Genomic DNA, 17,827 nt, shown 5'->3' with positions numbered 1-17,827 from the left:
GCGGCGCGCGGTTTCTCTGGTCATAGGGGCACTTGGCCGCTATGACCGGCGCAAGCACAGGAGCCCCGAATGCAGCATCTGGAAGAACAGATCGCCCACCTGACCCGCACCGTCGACGAGTTGAATACGATCGTCACCCGGCAACAGGACGAGATCGACCGTCTGACCCGCCGCGTCGAGATGCTGTTCCAGCGCGAGGCGGAACGGGCGCAGGAAGGATCAGGCGGAATCGTCTACGGCGACGAACGCCCGCCGCATTATTGAATAACACCAGCCGTCACGTCAGACTCAGGATTTTTCGATGTTCCAAACCGGTCATCGACCAGTCCATTTTGCCGCGTGCACGGGCTGCGAACCCGTCCAGAGCATCGCCAAGCTGATCATCAAACCAAAGGGCCAACGCCGTGCGCGGCAGCATGGCCTTGTTGTGCTGTGATGCGGTGACAAAGGTGCCCCCTTTACCATCCGGTTCCAGCGTCACATCGAACTCACCATCCGTCAGACGCCGGTTTTTCGCGTTGATGTTACCTGAAAAGCGATAGCGGTAATGGTTCGGCGCCTCGCTTTCCAGCACGGTGTGACGCTGTTGCTGGAAAATGGACGGCCCCATCAGGTATGAGATGTCGAAACTGTCCGGCTCATCAGGGACCGGCCGGGAGTCATGCAATATCTGCTCCCAATTCGCCTCCGGGCCACAATCGGCAAGCGCAAAGGCGGGCCAGACCTGTTCAATCGGACGCCGGACGCGTACCCGACGCTTGGACTTCCAGTCCAGACCAAAGCGAAATCCGTCAAGTACGGTGCCGTAAACGATCGAAACAAAAGTCAGCAAAAATGCAAGGGTTATGAGTGCCGTAAATACGTCAGAAAGGTTGAATTGCTCTGCTAAACGCTCTGCGGGCTTGAGCGTAACATTGAGAAAACCCCAGAATGTTATCATTTCAACCATCATTCGCGCACGGCGGAAGACCAGAACAAACAGCGCCAATCCGGCAAAAACAATGCCGCTGATCAATAGAATGGTCAGGCCGAGTGCTAGCCATGTGATGAACTGTCCAGAAGCCGTCACCATATCGGCAAACTGTTCGTCAATTTGCTCCCACTCCTGAGCGGCGACAGTCATCATCAAAAAGAATGTTCCAAACAGCAGTCGGCGGCGTTGTCGGTAAATCAGTCGAAACATGCTTTGCACACTTAAGTAGTAGTTCTCAAAGCAGTTTATCGTTCAGGATGTTGTCCAGAATAAGACAGCCCCGGCATTCTCGGAAATACTCAGGCCGGGGAAGGCGACTTCTACGGGCTGCGCGATCACAACCCCAGCGTCGATTTGACTGCGCTATCGACCACACCCCCCAAAAGGGCATTCTTGTCCGCAGCGCAGCCCTCGGATAGCGCAGCTATGAAGGTCTCTCGCAGTTGCGCCTTTTCTTCGTCCGTGGTGGCGTGATCTTCGATATTGATCTGGCGGTTATAAAGCGACAAGGCCGTCATTTTTTCCACAACGGCCACCACAAAGGCTTCGTCGCCATCTGCTTCTTCAGCGATCGACGCGCAGGTATAGTGCATTACGGGCAAGGCGTCCTGAACCATCTGTTCGGCAGCTTCATCTGCGAATGTGGCCGCGGGCAGGATCAAAGAAAAGCCTGCCAATGCTGTTTTCATCATCATCTTCATCGCGCTCACTTCCAGTTATGTCCGATGATTGCCCCGGCCACGCCGCCGATGGCTGCGCCCTTGCCGTCTCCGATCAACGCGCCCACGCCCGCGCCGATCAACGCCCCTTCGATGGTTTGCTTCTTTTTCTTCTTGTCATCCGCCAGCCCTGCCGACGCCGAGACCAGCACCAGCGCGGCAGCAGCCGCAAAAGTCAGTGTTCTGAACCCAATCGTTGCGATGGACATGAAAGAATCCTCCTGAAAACCCCTTTGGTTCAGCCTAACGCGCGCCATGTTTTCTGGCAATAAAAGCAGAGAGGTGTCAGATTTCCTCGACCGACATCACGCCATCCAGCGATTTGATCGCGCCTTTGATCTGCGGATTGATCGGGAAGTCCCGGCCAAGATCCATCTCGACATCGCCGGGCAACGCCGGGTCCAACAGGCACAGATGGATCGGCCCCTTGCCCGAACCTTTGGCCGCCGCGCCCGCATCCTCGAGCACCTTGGCAACAGTCGGCAGGACCTCTGGCTGATCCAGATAGATGCGCAACCCCGTCGCCCCGGCTTCGGCCACAACCGCGTCGACCGGACCGACCGAGCGCCCCAGCAGCTTGAGCTGATCGGCCTCCATCGTCGCCTCGGCGGTCAGAACCACCTGCGCTCCGGTCTCCAGAAACTCGCGCGATTTTTCCAGCGTTTCCGAGAACAGCGTGACCTCATACGCACCGGTCGGGTCAGACAGTTGCGCAAAGGCAAAACGGTTGCCCCGGGCCGATTTGCGCTCTTGCCGCCCGGCGACGACGCCCGCCATCTTGGCGATCAACGGGCCTGAACGGGCCTTCTCCATGACCTCATCCAGCGTCAGAACCTGCTTACGCTTGAGCGCGGGCATGTAGTCGTCCAGCGGGTGGCCGGACAGGTAGAAACCAATCGCCTTGAACTCCTCGCTCAGACGTTCCGCGGGCAGCCAGTCGGGGCTGGGCGACAGGCGCGGTTCGGGCAGGTCGTCGCCAGCCTCGCCGAACAGCGAAACCTGGTTCGAGTTGCGTTGTTCGTGAATCGCGCCCGAATAGCCCACCAGCGCATCAAGGCTTTCAAACACCCGGCGGCGATTTCCGTCCAGCTGATCGAAGGCCCCGGCCCGCGCCAGCATCTCGAGCGGGCGTTTGCCGACCTTCTTGAGGTCAACCCGGCGGGCGAAGTCATAGAGGTTGACGAAGGGTTTACCGTCCCGTCCCTCGACCACGAGGTTCATCGCCTCGACGCCCACATTCTTGAGCGCGCCCAGCGCATAAACCAATTCGCCGTTCACCACGTCGAAGGTGGCCAGCGAGCGGTTCACGCAGGGCGGCACATAGGGCAGGTCCAGCCCCTTGCGGACCTCTTCGAAATAGACGGCCAGCTTGTCGGTCAGGTGGATATCGCAGTTCATCACACCGGCCATGAACTCGACCGGGTGGTTCGCCTTCAGCCAGCCGGTCTGGTAGCTGACCACCGCATAGGCCGCCGCGTGGGATTTGTTGAAGCCGTAGTTGGCGAACTTGTCCAGCAGGTTCCAAACCTCGGTCGCCTTAGCCTCGTCCACATCGTTCTCGGCGGCACCTTTGAGGAATTTGGGACGCTCGGCATCCATCGCCTCTTGAATCTTCTTACCCATCGCGCGGCGCAGAAGGTCCGCGCCGCCAAGGCTGTAACCCGCCATTTCCTGCGCGATCTGCATCACCTGTTCCTGATAGACGATGATGCCCTGCGTCTCGTCCAGAATATGATCGATGGACGGGTGAAGTTTGTCCCGTTCGCTGAGCTTGTTCTTTACCTCGCAGAACTTGGGAATGTTCTCCATCGGGCCGGGACGATAGAGAGCGACAAGCGCGATGATATCTTCGATACAGTCCGGCTTCATCCGCTTGAGCGCATCCATCATGCCCGAGGATTCCACCTGGAACACCGCAACCGTCTTGGCCGCCGAATAGAGTTTGTACGTTGCCTCATCATCCAACGGGATGGCGTTGATCTCATTCACCGCCCCTTCGGCAGGCTCGTAAAGCTCGGTCCCATCGGGTGCGATGTGCAAATCCCGCCCGGACTTGAAGATCAAATCCATCGCGTTCTGGATCACTGTCAGGGTTTTCAAACCCAGAAAGTCGAACTTCACCAACCCGGCCTGTTCCACCCATTTCATGTTGAACTGGGTCGCAGGCATGTCCGAGCGCGGGTCCTGATAGATCGGCACCAGCGCATCCAGCGGGCGATCTCCGATCACCACCCCGGCGGCGTGGGTCGAGGCGTTGCGCAGCAGCCCTTCGACCTGCTGACCGTAAGTCAGCAGACGGTCCACAACCTCTTCATTCCGCGCCTCTTCCCGCAGGCGGGGTTCGTCTTTCAACGCCTTCTCGATGGAGACGGGTTTGACCCCCTCAACCGGGATCATCTTGGACAGGCGATCTACCTGCCCATAAGGCATCTGCAAGACCCGTCCGATATCGCGCACGGCAGCCTTCGACAGCAAGGCACCAAAGGTGATGATCTGCCCCACCTTATCGCGGCCATACTTCTGCTGCACATAGCGGATCACCTCTTCACGGCGGTCCATGCAGAAGTCGATGTCGAAGTCGGGCATCGACACCCGCTCGGGGTTCAGGAACCGTTCGAACAGCAGCGAATAGCGCAGCGGATCAAGGTCGGTGATCGTCAGCGCATAGGCAACCAGAGAGCCAGCACCCGAGCCCCGCCCCGGCCCTACCGGGATGTCATGATCCTTGGCCCATTGGATAAAGTCCGCAACGATCAGGAAGTAGCCGGGGAACCCCATGCCTTCGATGATGCCCAGCTCAAAATCCAACCGTTCCTGATACTCCTCAGGCGTCACCGCATGGGGGATAACCGCAAGACGTTTCTGCAGGCCCTCATTGGCGATGCGTCGCAGTTCGGCAACTTCATCATCGGCAAATTTCGGCAGGATCGGATCGCGGCGATAGGCCATAAAAGCACAGCGCCGCGCGATCTCAACTGTATTCTCAATGGCCTCGGGCAGATCGGCGAACAGCGTCACCATTTCCTGCTGCGACTTGAAATAATGCTGCGCAGTCAGGCGACGACGGCCCTCTTGCTGATCCACATAAGCTCCTTCGGCGATACAGATCAGCGCGTCATGCGCTTCGTACATATCCGAAGTCGGGAAATAGACGTCGTTGGTGGCGACCAACGGCAGGTTCTTAGCGTAAGCCATCTCCACATGGCCGCGCTCGGTCAGACGTTCGGCCTCGGGCTGGCCATCCTCGCCCGGATGGCGCTGCAGTTCGACATAGAGCCGATCCGGAAACATTCCGGCCAACCGGTCCACCAAAGCCTCGGCCGCCGGGCGCTGCCCCTGCTGCAACAGCATCCCCACCGGCCCGTCCGGCCCGCCGGTCAGGCAGATCAACCCATCGGACCTCTCGGCCAACTCGTCCAAGGTGACCTGCGGCAGTTGCCCGCCTTTGTCCACGTAGAGGCACGAGCTCAGCTTCATCAGGTTCTCATACCCGGCCTCGGACTGCGCCAGCAGCACCAACGGCGCGGGCACTTTCGGTTTCTCACCCGGCTGCGCCTGCACGAACGCCAGATCGACCTGACAGCCCATGATCGGCTGAATACCGGCCCCGCTGGCGGTCACGGAAAACTCCAGCGCCGAGAACATCGAATTGGTGTCCGTCACCGCAACGGCGGGCATCTCGGCCTTCTCGCAAAGCCCCGGCAGCTTTTTCAGCCGCACAGCGCCTTCCAGCAATGAATATTCGGTGTGAACGCGGAGATGAATGAATCGAGGGGTACTGCTCATGCCACTACGCTATCCCAGCCGGGGGCGCTGCAAAAGCGCGAACCGACGCTTTGGGATGCTTAAAAAATCAGCTCTGATTATTCGGCTTTTTCAGAAGGTGCTTCGGAAAGACGCAGACCCGAATGACAGAAAATACTTTAGTTTCAGGCGGCTGAATACCAAACAAACGCGGCAATTCTTGGCTTACCCCGTGCAATGGTGCATTCCGCAGGTAGTTTTTCTTGCCAGATCGGCTGCGCTGTTTCTAACATCAACCGGCAAGCACTCCGCCCGCCACTCTTTCTACGTCGCATCGAAGGAGGGCCCGACGGGCGCAACAGGGTAACGCGACGGGTTTCTCGAATGGATATCACGTTTCTTCTGAACGGAGAGACAGTGGAACTGGCGGATGTCGATCCGACAGCAACCCTGCTGGACTGGCTGCGCGAGGATCGCGGCCTGACCGGCACCAAGGAGGGCTGCAACGAAGGCGATTGCGGGGCCTGCACGGTCATGGTCACCGAAGACGGCACGGCCAAAGCCTTGAATTCCTGCATCCTCTTCCTGCCGCAACTGCACGGCAAAGCGGTCCGCACGGTCGAGGGCGCAAGCGGCCCCGATCAGGAACCACACCCGGTGCAACAGGCGATGGTCGATCTGCACGGCTCGCAATGCGGCTTCTGCACGCCGGGCTTTGTGATGTCGATGGTCGCAGGCCACGCCAATGGCGCAACCGATCACGACACCCAGCTTGCAGGCAACCTGTGCCGCTGCACCGGCTATGCCCCGATCATCCGCGCGGCCAAGGCGGTCGAGATGCACCCCGTTCCCGAGTGGATCAAGGACGCACCGGCCAAGGTAACGGAAACCGATCCGATGTTGCCGAGCTCATCCGATGAGTTGGCACGGGTTTACGCGGACCGCCCTGACGCCACGCTGGTTGCGGGTGCCACCGATGTTGGTCTCTGGGTCACCAAGCAACTGCGCGACCTCGACCCCGTGATTTTCCTCAGCCGCTGTGAGGACCTGAAACAGATCACGATCACCGAAGATGAAATCCGCTTCGGAGCGATGGTCGACATGAACCGCATGGGCGAAGCTCTGGCAGGCCATCACCCGTCCTATGCCGAGATGATCCGCCGCTACGCCAGCGTTCAGGTGCGCCACGCCGCCACCGTCGGCGGCAATATCGCCAACGGCTCCCCCATCGGAGACAACCCGCCCGCCCTGATCGCATTGGGCGCAACCCTGCATCTGCGCAAGGGCGACACACGCCGTTCCATCCCGCTCGAGGATTTCTTCATTGACTACGGGAAACAAGACCGCGCACCCGGAGAGTTCGTCGAGGCCGTCAGTTTCCCCCGGCAGGCAGACCGATTGAAATGCTACAAACTCAGCAAACGTTTCGATCAGGATATCTCAGCCGTCTGTGGCTGTTTCAACATCACCGTCTCGGACGGCACCGTCACACAGACGCGCATCGCATTTGGCGGCATGGCGGGCATTCCGAAACGGGCAACTAACGTCGAGGCCGCACTGATCGGCAAACCCTGGACGCGCGAGACAATCGACGCCGCGCTGCCCGCCTTTGCCGACGACTACACTCCACTCACGGACATGCGCGCCTCGGCCACCTATCGTCTGGAAACGGCCAAAGCGATGCTGGAACGCTATTTCCTCGAGGATCAGGGTGAAGTCACCAACGTGTTGGAGGTGTCGGCATGAGCGTATCCAAGCCCCTCCCCCACGATGCCGCTCCGCTGCATGTGTCCGGCACCGCGCGGTATGTGGATGACATCCCGACGCCTAAGGACTCGCTGCATCTCGCATTCGGCCTCAGCCCGATTGCCAAAGGCAAAATCATCGCGATGGACCTTTCAGCAGTCAAATCCGCCGACGGCGTTGTCATGGTGATGACCGCAGACGACCTGCCCTTTGCCAATGACGTTTCCCCGTCCATTCACGACGAACCCTTGCTGTCGGACGGCACGGTCAACTATATCGGCCAGCCGGTGTTTCTGGTTGTCGCCACCAGCCATCTGGCCGCCCGCAAAGCCGCACGATTGGGCAAGATCGACTATGCGGAAGAAGCTCCGATCCTGACGGTCGAAGACGCGTTGGCCGCAGATAGCCGGTTCGAGGACGGCCCCCGCATCTATGCCAAGGGAGACGCCGATGCCGCCATCGCCAGCGCGCCCCACGTGATCGAAGGCACGTTCGAACTTGGTGGGCAGGAACATTTCTATTTGGAAGGTCAGGCCGCTCTGGCGGTGCCGAATGAGGGTGCCGATATGCTGGTGCATTCCTCGACCCAGCACCCAACCGAGATTCAGCACAAGGTGGCTGATGCTCTGGGCGTTCCTATGCACGCCGTGCGCGTCGAAACCCGCCGCATGGGTGGCGGCTTTGGCGGTAAGGAAAGTCAGGGCAACGCTTTGGCCGTCGCCTGTGCCATCGCCGCGCGCGCGACAGGCAAAGCCTGCAAGATGCGCTATGACCGCGATGATGACATGATCATCACCGGCAAGCGCCATGCGTTCCGTATCGCTTACAAGGCCGGGTTCGATGAACATGGGCATATTCAGGGCGTCTCTTTCCTGCACCACGCGATCTGCGGCTGGGCGCAGGATCTGTCCCTGCCCGTCGCCGACCGTGCGATGCTGCATTCGGATAACGCCTATCTGCTACCCAACGCCCGGATCGAGAGTCACCGACTGCAGACCAACACCCAATCCGCCACCGCCTATCGCGGGTTCGGAGGCCCGCAGGGCATGGTCGGAATCGAACGCGTGATGGACCACGCCGCACATGAGCTGGGACTGGACCCGGTCGAACTGCGCCGCAGGAACTATTACGAACCGGCGCATAAAATTGCCGAAACCGAGCCTGCGGAGAAACCGCTGGGCCATCCCGACCCGCGTGAAGACCTGACCAGCCGGGGTGCGGTGGAAACAGGGGATGCCCCGGTTCGCCCTCTGCCCTCAGGGGGCAACACCACGCCCTATGGCATGGAGGTTAGCGATTTTGAGCTGCACGGCATGACCGAAGCACTACTGGAATCCAGCGACTATGCCGCGCGGAAAGCAGCGATTGCAAAATGGAATGCCGAGAACAGCGTGATCAAGAAGGGCATCGCTTTCTCTCCGGTCAAATTCGGGATTTCCTTTACGCTGACCCACCTGAACCAGGCAGGCGCGTTGGTGCATGTGTACCAAGACGGCTCGGTCCACCTGAACCATGGCGGCACCGAAATGGGACAGGGCCTGTTCCAGAAGGTCGCTCAGGTCGCCGCGTCGCGCTTTGGCATTCCGCTGGAGATGGTGAAGATCACCGCAACCGACACAGCCAAAGTGCCCAACACCTCGGCCACAGCGGCATCCTCGGGTAGTGACTTGAACGGCATGGCGGTCAAAGTCGCCTGCGATACGATCCGCGACCGGATGGCCGACTATCTGGCCGAACGGCATCAGGCCGATCCATCGGCGGTCACATTCGCGGACGGCCACGTTTCAATTGGTGAAGAGCGCTATACCTTCGCCGAAGCCGCCGCACTGGCCTATCAGGGCCGTATCAGCCTGTCGGCGACCGGGTTCTACAAGACCCCCAAAATCGAATGGGACCGGATCGCAGGCCGGGGCCGCCCGTTCTTCTACTTCGCCTATGGCGCGTCTGTCACCGAAGTGGCGATCGACACCCTAACCGGCGAAAACCGCATTCTGCGCACCGATATCCTCCATGACGCAGGCGCATCGCTGAACCCGGCGCTCGATATCGGACAGGTCGAAGGCGGCTACGTGCAGGGCGCAGGCTGGCTGACGACCGAGGAACTGGTCTGGGACGGTAAGGGCAATCTGCGCACACACGCGCCTTCGACCTACAAGATCCCCGCCTGCTCGGACCGGCCCGATATCTTCAACGTCGCGCTTTGGGATGGCCAGAACCGCGAGGACACGATCTATCGCTCGAAAGCGGTGGGTGAGCCGCCATTTATGCTCGGTATTTCCGCCTGGCTTGCGCTGTCGAATGCGGTTGCGGCCTGCGGTGATGCCTATCCCGCGCTGGATGCTCCTGCCACGGCTGAAGAGGTCTGGCGCGGTGTCCAACGGATGAAGGGAGACATCTGATGGGATTTGACGTGGAGGCTTTGAGAGAGGCGGTCAGAATCCATGGGCGCGTAGTCCGGATTGTCATCGCAGGGATCAAGGGATCGTCCCCGCGCGAAGTGGGCGCCGCGATGCTGGTCTGGCAGGATGGTCAAAGCGGCACCATCGGCGGCGGCACGCTGGAGTATCAAGCAGCCGAAGCCGCGATGTCCCAAACGACCCCGGCCCGCCTGACCCATCACGCGCTTGGTCCGGATATGGGCCAATGCTGCGGCGGTGCTGTATCGCTGCTGAGCGAGGTCTATGACTGGGACACCGTCAACGTTCTGGACGACGCTGTGATCGCGCGTGCTCCGTCCGGCGGAGACATGCCCCTGTCGGTCAAACGACTGCTGGCGTCGGCCCGCAGTCAGGGCATCGCACCCGAGCCGCAACTGGTCGACGGCTGGATGATCGAGCCAGTCCACAAACCGACCCGCGACCTATGGATTTGGGGCGCAGGCCACGTCGGTCGTGCCTTGGTCGATGTTCTGGCACCGCTACCTGATCTCGCGATCACATGGGTCGATACGGGCCCTGAGCGTTTTCCCGATACCGTCCCCGTCGGAGTGACCGTGGTTCCAACGGCCAAACCGGCCGAATTGGTGCGCCATGCGCCGACGGATGCCGAGCATCTTGTGCTGACTTATTCGCACAATCTGGATCTGGAGCTGTGCAACCGGCTGCTTTCGCACGATTTCCGCTTTGCCGGGCTGATCGGCTCGGCTACGAAATGGGCGCGATTCCGGTCGCGGCTGGCGGCCCTTGGGCACTCGCCCGAACGGATCACCCAGATCACCTGCCCGATCGGCGATCCCGGTCTGGGTAAGCACCCACACATGATCGCCGTCGGCGTCGCCGCGCAGCTCTTGCGCCCGGCCCGACAGACCGAGTTGAAGAAGGACCTGAGCGCGTGACCACTCCTCTCTTAAGCCTGCAAGGGCTGACCAAGGCCTATCCCGGCGTCGTGGCCAATGATCAAGTGTCTTTCGATATTGGCGAAGGCGAGGTGCACGCCCTGCTGGGCGAAAACGGCGCGGGTAAATCCACGCTGGTCAAGATGATCTATGGTCTGGTGAAACCCGACAGCGGCACGATGCTGCTGCGCGGGCAGTCTTTCGCACCGCCCGAACCCCGTGCCGCCCGCGCGGACGGGATTGCGATGGTGTTCCAGCATTTCTCGCTGTTTGACGCGTTAAACGTGGCCGAGAATATCGCGTTGGGGATGGAGAACCCGCCCCCGATGGGTGATCTGGCCTCGCGTATCCGGGAAGTTTCGGAAACCTATGGCCTGCCGCTGGACCCTTATCGCACGGTGGGTGACCTGTCCGCCGGTGAACGACAGCGGGTGGAGATCATTCGTTGCCTTTTGCAGGACCCCAAACTTCTCATTATGGACGAACCAACGAGCGTGCTGACGCCTCAGGAGGTTGATATCCTGTTTGAGACGCTGAACAAATTGCGATCCGAGGGGACCTCGATCCTCTATATCTCACACAAGCTGGAAGAAATCCGCACGCTTTGCGATCACGCCACGATCCTGCGGTTGGGCAAGAATGTGGGCGAATGTGTTCCGGCTGAGACCTCGGCGCGGGACATGGCCGAGATGATGGTAGGTTCGACCCTGCAGACGCCTGAACGCTCGGGGCGCGCGTTCGGTGAGGTCGCGCTGGATGTCAGCGGATTGTCAGTGCCGTCGCCATCCGAATTCGGCACCGCCCTAAAAAATGTCCATATGACTGTTCGCAAGGGCGAGGTTCTGGGCATTGGCGGCGTCGCCGGGAACGGGCAGGACGAATTGTTGGGCGTGTTGTCCGGTGAAATCACGACGGCTGCCGATGCGATCAAGTTCAACGGTCAGCCGATTGGCAAACTCGGACCCACCGCACGCCGCAAACTGGGTGTGTTGACCGCGCCCGAAGAACGATTGGGCCATGCCGCCGCACCGGATATGAGCCTGACCGAAAATGCCTTGCTGACCGGATCGGTCCGCGAAGGGTTGGAGAACAACGGCTTCCTCAAATGGGCCGACACAAAGAGTTTTGCTGAGAAGATCATCAGCGCTTTCGACGTACGCACGCCGGGGCCTGAGAACGCGGCACGTTCGCTATCGGGTGGAAACCTGCAGAAGTTCGTGATCGGTCGCGAAGTGCTGCAGAACCCCGATGTGCTGGTGGTGAACCAGCCCACATGGGGTGTGGATGCCGCCGCCGCGGCTTCGATCCGGCAGGCTATTCTGGATCTGGCGGCTAAGGGGACAGCAGTCATCTGCATTTCGCAGGACCTCGATGAGCTGATGGAAATCTCGGACAGTTTTGCGGCGTTGAACGAAGGGCGGCTGAGTGCGCCGCGCGAGACCACCGGCCTGACCGTTGATGAAATCGGCCTGATGATGGGTGGGGCGCATGGCATGGAGGTGGCGCATGTTTGAGCAGTCGCGTCGCCTTCGGCGAGAGTATTTGGAAAAAGATGAAGACGGGCGGGGGATGAGCAGATGATTGTGTTGGAGAAACGGCCTCAGCCGTCGAAGGCGTGGTCATACGCGACGCCTTTGGTCGCGGTGATTGCCACGATGGTCTTTGGCGGCATCCTGTTCGCCATTCTGGGTAAGAACCCGGTTGAGGCCATTGGCACAATCTTCTGGGAACCGTTGTTCGGCGAGTTTGCGTTCTACTACCGCCCGCAGCTACTGGTGAAGGGCGCGCCCTTGGTGCTGATCGCCATCGGCCTATCGCTTGGGTTTCGCGCCGGTATCTGGAACATCGGGGCCGAGGGGCAGTACATCATGGGTGCCATTTTCGGTGCCGCCGCGGGGCTGGCCTATTATCCTCTGGACGCGTTTTACATCTTTCCGATCATGGTGATTGCCGGAGCCTTTGGTGGTTGGCTTTGGGCGATGATCCCGGCCTTCCTGAAGGTACGGTTCGGGACCAACGAAATCCTTGTGTCGCTGATGCTGGTCTATGTGGCCGAGCAGATGCTGGCCTCCGTATCATTGGGCCTGCTGAAAAACCCCGAGGGCTTTGGTTTTCCCGGCTCGCGCAACCTGCAATCCTATGACAGCGCGCATAATGCCGAACTGATTGCTGGGTCCGGAATGCACTGGGGCGTCGTGACGGCGCTGATTGCGGTGATCTTTGCCTATGTCCTGTTGAACCGGCATATGCTGGGCTTTCACATCCGCCTGACGGGTGAAGCGCCCCGTGCGGCGAAGTTCGCGGGTGTGAACCCGGCCCGACTGATCCTATTCTGTCTTGGCCTGTCCGGAGCTCTGGCCGGTCTGGCGGGGATGTTCGAGGTCTCGGGGCCTTCTGGCGTGGTCAGCATCGACTTCAACGTAGGTTACGGCTTTACCGCGATCATCGTGGCCTTTCTGGGCCGCCTGCATCCGGTGGGTATCCTGCTGGCCGGTGGTCTGATGGCGCTGACGTATATTGGCGGAGAAATCGCGCAGTCGCAACTGGGCCTGCCTGCCGCCGCCATTCAGGTGTTTCAGGGGATGCTTTTGTTCTTCCTGCTGGCCTTCGATCTTCTGACAAACTACCGCATCCGTGCGGCCCGTAGCGAGGTAGCGTGATATGGACCTTGGTGAAATCAATCCCGTCCTTCTGGTCGCCTCGTTGATGGTGGCCGCAACCCCCCTGCTGCTGGCCGCGATCGGAGAGCTGGTCGTCGAAAAAGCGGGCGTGCTGAACCTTGGTGTTGAGGGGATGATGATCGTAGGCGCAATCAGCGGTTTTGCAATCTCGGTTGAAACCGGATCACCCTGGCTGGGCTTTGTTGCGGCAGCTATCGGCGGCGCAGTTCTGTCGCTGCTGTTTGTGCTGCTTACACAGGTCGCATTGGCCAACCAGGTGGCAAGTGGGCTTGCGCTGACCCTGTTCGGCCTCGGCTTTAGCGCCCTGATGGGACAGAGCTATGTTGGTGTGAAACCGCCCGATATGCCTGACATCCATATCCCGGTGATCAGTGATATTCCGGTGATCGGTCCCATCCTGTTTCAGCATGACCCGATCCTCTATGTCGGTATCGCGCTGACCGCCGCTGTCTGGGCCACCCTGAAATACACTCGTGTTGGCCTGATCCTGCGCGCGGTGGGCGAAAACCACGATGCGGCACACGCGCTTGGCTACAAGGTCATCAAGATCCGCATCATGGCGATCCTGTTCGGCGGGGCCTGTGCGGGCCTGGGCGGTGCGTATATCAGCCTGATCCGCGTGCCCCAATGGACCGAGGGCATGACCGCCGGTGTCGGCTGGATCGCGCTGGCGCTTGTTGTCTTCGCCAGCTGGAAACCATGGCGCGCCTTGCTGGGTGCCTATTTGTTCGGCGGCATCACCGTTCTGCAGCTCAATTTGCAGGCAGCGGGCGTTGCCATTCCGGTCGAGTATCTGGCAATGTCGCCCTACATCATCACGATCCTTGTGCTTGTGATCCTTTCGGCCGACAAGAGCAGCGCACCTGCCGCATTGGGCCGGACCTTCCATGCCTCACACTAGGGGCCAACTGTACCAACTTGGGGAGTAACACATGAAATTCACAACACTTCTGGCAAGCGCCGCCATGGCGCTGGGTCTGGCCTCGGGGGCCATGGCTCAAGACAAGACCAAGGTCGGGTTCGTCTATGTCGGCCCGGTGGGCGACGGCGGCTGGACCTATGAGCACAACAAGGGCCGTCTGGCCGTCGAGGAAGAGTTCGGTGACAAGGTCGAAACCGTCTTTGTCGAATCTGTGCCCGAGGGCCCGGACGCTGAGCGCGTGATGACGCAGATGGCACTGGAAGGAGCCGATCTGATCTTCACCACCTCGTTCGGCTATATGGACCCAACGATTAACGTGGCCAAGAAGTTCCCGAACGTGAAGTTCGAACACGCGACGGGGTATAAAACCGCGCCGAACGTGTCAGTCTATTCGGCCCGCTTCTATGAGGGCCGCGCGGTTCAGGGCCATATCGCGGGTAAGATGACGGAATCGAACATCATCGGCTACATCGGGTCCTACCCGATCCCCGAGGTGATCCGCGGCATCAACTCGGCCTATATCCACGCCAAGAAGGTGAACCCGGATGTCGAGTTCAAGATTGTCTGGGCCTACACTTGGTTCGATCCGGCGAAAGAAGCCGACGCTGCCACCGTTCTGATCGAACAGGGCGCGGACGTGATCCTGCAGCACACCGACTCGACCGCGCCGCAGGCGGCTGCACAAGAGGCCGGTAATGTCGTCACCTTCGGTCAAGCGTCTGACATGAGCGAATACGCGCCCTTCCCGCGCGTCAGCTCGATCATCGACAACTGGGCGCCCTACTATATCGCGCGCACTCAGGCCGTGATGGACGGTACCTGGGAAACCGTGAACACCTGGGACGGCATCCGCGAAGGCATGGTCGAAATCGGTGAGATTTCCGACCGCGTTCCGGCTGAGGTCAAGGAAGAGGCACTGGCCATGAAAGCCGCCATGGCCGCGGGTGAATACCATCCGTTCACCGGTCCGCTGAAAAAGCAGGACGGCAGCGACTGGCTGGCCGAGGGCGAAACCGCCGATGACGGTACGCTGGCAGGCATGAACTTCTATGTCGAAGGGCTGGAAGGCGAAATCCCGCAGTAAGCGGACCCTCGTTGACCAAGAAGGCCCGCCTCTCATAGGCGGGCATTTTTTGTCTCTGGCCTACAGCCGTCAGCCGCAGGTCAACAAAGGGGTAGCGATTATTCCGCCTCGGGTGTATGGCCGTAATACTCGTAGGTCCGCCGCAGAATCTCTGTATGCAGCCGGATGATATCTGCCCCGTCCTGTTCCGTCCGAAACTGACCGCTTTGGTCCAGGCTGGCGATCGAGATCACGCCCGACATGAACTCGATCCCGGCCTTGTTGATGGGGCACAGCATCATCGCACCGTCCCCCTGAATCTCACCATGTCCGCCTGATTTGACCGTACCGGGACCGGGCAGACCGCCATATCCGCCGGTCAGACCAACCGCTGCAAGACCAGCCGGAGCAATCGGCACGGTGACCCCGGCGCTCGACTTGGCCTGATACCGGATCACATATGCCGCCTTGGCCTGCAGAGCGTTCAGGTTCAGATGCCTGAAATTCGTCGATGCCAGCTGCAAAGGATAATCCAGCTGCGTGTCAACAAAGGCAATGGCACCGGCCAGACCAGCCTGATCCAGCTCATCTACATATTCCGTCGCAACCTCGCGGATCGCGCGGTGCATGGACTTCTGAAGCTTCGGATCGGTCACAACCTGATTCCACTGTGCGACCTGCGCGTTTGCCGCGCCGATCCCCGCCATCTGCAGCGTCATCACGGCGGTCATCAGAACCGCCAGCCGATTTACAAGTCCCATTGCCTCTGCTCTCCCTGTCATTGCGCGCCGGTTTGCCCGGCGCGCTACAGGACAGACTATGAGTGCAATCAAGCGCCGCGTAAATCCTGCGGCGCATTAAGATTTGTAGGATCAGTGCCCACTCAGCACCAGCGTATTTACCGGCATCAGGATCAACCGCAGGCGTAGCCCCGCCGCATGAACCACACCAATCGTGTCGACCACATGCAGGAACGCACCTTCCCAGAATCCCAGATCCTCATGCTCCAGCCGTTCATGGTTGTCGGTATAGACATTGGCCAGACAGTTGCTGCCGGGCGGCACATCGTCTGCCATGCTCTTGTAGAGCGGTTCCAGATAGACAAGGATCGACCCTGGATTGGTATTGTTCTGAACATCCCGCAATTCATCCGAGGGACGGAACTGACCCGAGGGGATCACATCCTGCACCTCGACCACAACCACCGGGATCACCGTGAAAGGTTTGGTCATGCAGCCCAGCTCGCCAATCATGCCGGGCTTGATGACCTGCGCAGACAGTTGGTTGAAAGCGGCCTGAAACCGGTCGCGACCCAGATTCGAGGGCACCAGAATACCGGCCGGGCGCAGCAGCGGGCTGACATAGTCGCCAACCTGCAGGCCGAACTGTTCGATCCGACCCGTCACACCGGCATTGATCACGGTCTTATCCAACTCGGTCAGAGCCGCATCCAGCTGCGCGTTTGCGCTGGCCAATTGCGCCGGGATCAGTTCTTCGATCTGCTGGACAACAGCGGCCCGCTGTGACTGAGCCGCAACCACCTGCGCCTCACGTTCCTCGACAAGGTTCTCAAGCCGCTCAATCTCGGCCAGACGCACCGCGCTGGAGCCTTCATCCCGCAGGGTGGTGTTGCGCTCCAGATCCTCCAGCGCCTGATCCAGCGCGGCGCGGGCACCAGCAATCCCGGCGTCAGCCTCGGCCAGATCGGTCTCGGCCACTTTCAACGAGGCCTGAACCTGCGCGATCTGCGCATGCGCTGCCTCGACCTGTGCCGTCTGGCTGAAATCCTCGATCCGAAAGATCGGCTGCCCGGCGGTCACCTGCTCGTTGTTGCGCACATAGACCTCGGACACGCGTCCGCCCAGTTGGGGCAGGATCGTGACGGTGCGGAAATAAGACGCCGCGGTCGAGCTGGACGGGTGGAAATAGAACAGCGTGGTGATCACCGTCAGCGCCAGAATGGCACAGGTCGTCAGGCCCCAGCGCAGTTCGTACCACATGGTGAACAGCGTAATCTCATGCCCGATCCGCTTGCCTTGCACAAAGCGGCGGAACAGATAGTCGGGAAGCACCGTAATCAGGGCGCACAGCATCGTCTCGATCATGGTTCAGTGTCCCTGTGCCGCTGTTTCGGTTGGTTCGACCTCGGGTTCCGGTTCGGGCGTGGGATCCGCCTCGCGCCCGGGGGCCAGCGATCGGATCGCGTCAGCTATCGACCGCAGCGGAGCCGCAAAGTCCGGGAACTGGAAGCCCGCGACCAGAACGGCAGCGACCCAGAAGATGCCGTTATGGGTGAACAGTGCCAACAGGGCCAGAATGCCAACCAACTGAAACTGCGGATGATTGGTCTCGTGCGCCATCTTCTCCGGAATGGAATGCAGCGTGAAATAGGCCACCCCGATCAACACCACCACCCCGACGGTGAAAATCAGCATGAACGTGAACAGATAGTCGCTGCCATCTGCCTGAACGATGTAGGACGGGATATGGCCCGTAGCCATGGGGTGAAGGTCTGCCGTATCCACGTCTGTCTCCGAATCCGTTGTTATCTGCACTAAAAGCAGGCCGCTGGCTTTGGATCAAGTTCCCATTACCTTCTGCTTGAGGCTTTTCGCGCAGGTCTCCTCATGCAATGGTCGGCCGGT

The 17,827-nt window shown here is 60.2% G+C and carries 15 protein-coding genes; 8 read left to right on the top strand and 7 right to left on the bottom strand.

The window, feature by feature from the left end:
- The first annotated feature begins 69 nt into the window (after positions 1–69).
- Entirely contained in the window at positions 70–264 is a 195-nt protein-coding gene (locus ACR1XV_RS09990) for a SlyX family protein (protein WP_480530827.1), read from the top strand.
- A gap of 13 nt (positions 265–277) precedes the next feature.
- Here the strand turns inward: ACR1XV_RS09990 and ACR1XV_RS09985 are convergent, their stop codons facing one another.
- The 4 genes from ACR1XV_RS09985 to dnaE form a co-directional block, all read right to left on the bottom strand.
- The gene (locus ACR1XV_RS09985) at positions 278–1,183 is read right to left on the bottom strand and encodes a hypothetical protein (protein ID WP_480530825.1); all 906 of its coding nucleotides are present in this window, start codon (positions 1,181–1,183) and stop codon (positions 278–280) included.
- A gap of 125 nt (positions 1,184–1,308) precedes the next feature.
- The gene (locus ACR1XV_RS09980) at positions 1,309–1,662 is read right to left on the bottom strand and encodes a hypothetical protein (RefSeq protein WP_480530824.1); all 354 of its coding nucleotides are present in this window, start codon (positions 1,660–1,662) and stop codon (positions 1,309–1,311) included.
- 17 nt (positions 1,663–1,679) lie between these two features.
- The gene (locus ACR1XV_RS09975) at positions 1,680–1,901 is read right to left on the bottom strand and encodes a YMGG-like glycine zipper-containing protein (RefSeq protein ID WP_480530822.1); all 222 of its coding nucleotides are present in this window, start codon (positions 1,899–1,901) and stop codon (positions 1,680–1,682) included.
- A gap of 76 nt (positions 1,902–1,977) precedes the next feature.
- Positions 1,978–5,478 (bottom strand): DNA polymerase III subunit alpha, encoded by a 3,501-nt coding sequence (gene dnaE / locus ACR1XV_RS09970; protein ID WP_480530820.1) that lies wholly within the window; start codon positions 5,476–5,478, stop codon positions 1,978–1,980.
- A 342-nt stretch (positions 5,479–5,820) separates the two neighbouring features.
- On the opposite strand from dnaE, the gene xdhA reads away from it, so the two are divergent.
- The 7 genes from xdhA to ACR1XV_RS09935 all read left to right on the top strand — a co-directional run bounded on the left by xdhA (position 5,821) and on the right by ACR1XV_RS09935 (position 15,203).
- Positions 5,821–7,182 carry a xanthine dehydrogenase small subunit gene (xdhA, locus tag ACR1XV_RS09965; RefSeq protein WP_480530818.1) on the top strand — a complete coding sequence of 454 codons (1,362 nt, stop codon included), beginning with the start codon at positions 5,821–5,823 and terminating at the stop codon, positions 7,180–7,182.
- Entirely contained in the window at positions 7,179–9,581 is a 2,403-nt protein-coding gene (gene xdhB, locus ACR1XV_RS09960) for a xanthine dehydrogenase molybdopterin binding subunit (protein ID WP_480530816.1), read from the top strand. Before xdhA ends, xdhB begins: the two co-directional genes overlap by 4 nt.
- Positions 9,581–10,516, top strand: coding sequence for a xanthine dehydrogenase accessory protein XdhC (gene xdhC, locus ACR1XV_RS09955; RefSeq protein ID WP_480530814.1), 936 nt, complete (start codon positions 9,581–9,583; stop codon positions 10,514–10,516). The genes xdhB and xdhC overlap by 1 nt, the downstream gene beginning before the upstream one ends.
- On the top strand, positions 10,513–12,030 hold the full coding sequence (locus ACR1XV_RS09950) for an ABC transporter ATP-binding protein (RefSeq protein WP_480530812.1): 1,518 nt from the start codon (positions 10,513–10,515) through the stop codon (positions 12,028–12,030). Before xdhC ends, ACR1XV_RS09950 begins: the two co-directional genes overlap by 4 nt.
- 63 nt (positions 12,031–12,093) lie before the next feature.
- The gene (locus ACR1XV_RS09945) at positions 12,094–13,176 is read left to right on the top strand and encodes an ABC transporter permease (protein WP_480530810.1); all 1,083 of its coding nucleotides are present in this window, start codon (positions 12,094–12,096) and stop codon (positions 13,174–13,176) included.
- Between the two features lies 1 nt (position 13,177).
- On the top strand, positions 13,178–14,098 hold the full coding sequence (locus ACR1XV_RS09940; protein ID WP_480530808.1) for an ABC transporter permease: 921 nt from the start codon (positions 13,178–13,180) through the stop codon (positions 14,096–14,098).
- 31 nt (positions 14,099–14,129) lie between these two features.
- Positions 14,130–15,203 (top strand): BMP family ABC transporter substrate-binding protein, encoded by a 1,074-nt coding sequence (locus tag ACR1XV_RS09935; RefSeq protein ID WP_480530806.1) that lies wholly within the window; start codon positions 14,130–14,132, stop codon positions 15,201–15,203.
- 98 nt (positions 15,204–15,301) lie between these two features.
- Here ACR1XV_RS09935 and ACR1XV_RS09930 read toward each other — a convergent pair whose 3' ends face one another.
- The 3 genes from ACR1XV_RS09930 to ACR1XV_RS09920 all read right to left on the bottom strand — a co-directional run bounded on the left by ACR1XV_RS09930 (position 15,302) and on the right by ACR1XV_RS09920 (position 17,707).
- Complete coding sequence (locus ACR1XV_RS09930; protein WP_480530804.1) at positions 15,302–15,943, bottom strand: hypothetical protein; 642 nt, start codon at positions 15,941–15,943, stop codon at positions 15,302–15,304.
- A gap of 111 nt (positions 15,944–16,054) precedes the next feature.
- Positions 16,055–17,287: an HlyD family secretion protein gene (locus ACR1XV_RS09925; protein WP_480530803.1), complete on the bottom strand. Its 1,233-nt coding sequence runs from the start codon at positions 17,285–17,287 to the stop codon at positions 16,055–16,057.
- Positions 17,288–17,290: 3 nt separating this feature from the next.
- Positions 17,291–17,707 carry a hypothetical protein gene (locus ACR1XV_RS09920; RefSeq protein ID WP_480530801.1) on the bottom strand — a complete coding sequence of 139 codons (417 nt, stop codon included), beginning with the start codon at positions 17,705–17,707 and terminating at the stop codon, positions 17,291–17,293.
- Between the last annotated feature and the right edge of the window lie 120 nt (positions 17,708–17,827).

It is taken from the genome of Ruegeria sp. AD2(2025), from assembly GCF_056542385.1.
The sequence above is the reverse complement of the archived record's forward strand: the minus strand, read 5'-3'. Positions and strand labels throughout refer to the sequence as shown.

What these genes read in the sequence shown, in the direction of transcription:
- ACR1XV_RS09925 (WP_480530803.1), bottom strand. Translation starts at nt 17,287, where the DNA reads ATGATCGAGACGATGCTGTGCGCCCTGATTACGGTGCTTCCCGACTAT.
- xdhB (WP_480530816.1), top strand. Translation starts at nt 7,179, where the DNA reads ATGAGCGTATCCAAGCCCCTCCCCCACGATGCCGCTCCGCTGCATGTG.
- xdhC (WP_480530814.1), top strand. Translation starts at nt 9,581, where the DNA reads ATGGGATTTGACGTGGAGGCTTTGAGAGAGGCGGTCAGAATCCATGGG.
- xdhA (WP_480530818.1), top strand. Translation starts at nt 5,821, where the DNA reads ATGGATATCACGTTTCTTCTGAACGGAGAGACAGTGGAACTGGCGGAT.
- ACR1XV_RS09985 (WP_480530825.1), bottom strand. Translation starts at nt 1,183, where the DNA reads ATGTTTCGACTGATTTACCGACAACGCCGCCGACTGCTGTTTGGAACA.
- ACR1XV_RS09975 (WP_480530822.1), bottom strand. Translation starts at nt 1,901, where the DNA reads ATGTCCATCGCAACGATTGGGTTCAGAACACTGACTTTTGCGGCTGCT.
- ACR1XV_RS09935 (WP_480530806.1), top strand. Translation starts at nt 14,130, where the DNA reads ATGAAATTCACAACACTTCTGGCAAGCGCCGCCATGGCGCTGGGTCTG.
- ACR1XV_RS09940 (WP_480530808.1), top strand. Translation starts at nt 13,178, where the DNA reads ATGGACCTTGGTGAAATCAATCCCGTCCTTCTGGTCGCCTCGTTGATG.
- dnaE (WP_480530820.1), bottom strand. Translation starts at nt 5,478, where the DNA reads ATGAGCAGTACCCCTCGATTCATTCATCTCCGCGTTCACACCGAATAT.
- ACR1XV_RS09945 (WP_480530810.1), top strand. Translation starts at nt 12,094, where the DNA reads ATGATTGTGTTGGAGAAACGGCCTCAGCCGTCGAAGGCGTGGTCATAC.
- ACR1XV_RS09980 (WP_480530824.1), bottom strand. Translation starts at nt 1,662, where the DNA reads ATGAAAACAGCATTGGCAGGCTTTTCTTTGATCCTGCCCGCGGCCACA.
- ACR1XV_RS09930 (WP_480530804.1), bottom strand. Translation starts at nt 15,943, where the DNA reads ATGGGACTTGTAAATCGGCTGGCGGTTCTGATGACCGCCGTGATGACG.
- ACR1XV_RS09990 (WP_480530827.1), top strand. Translation starts at nt 70, where the DNA reads ATGCAGCATCTGGAAGAACAGATCGCCCACCTGACCCGCACCGTCGAC.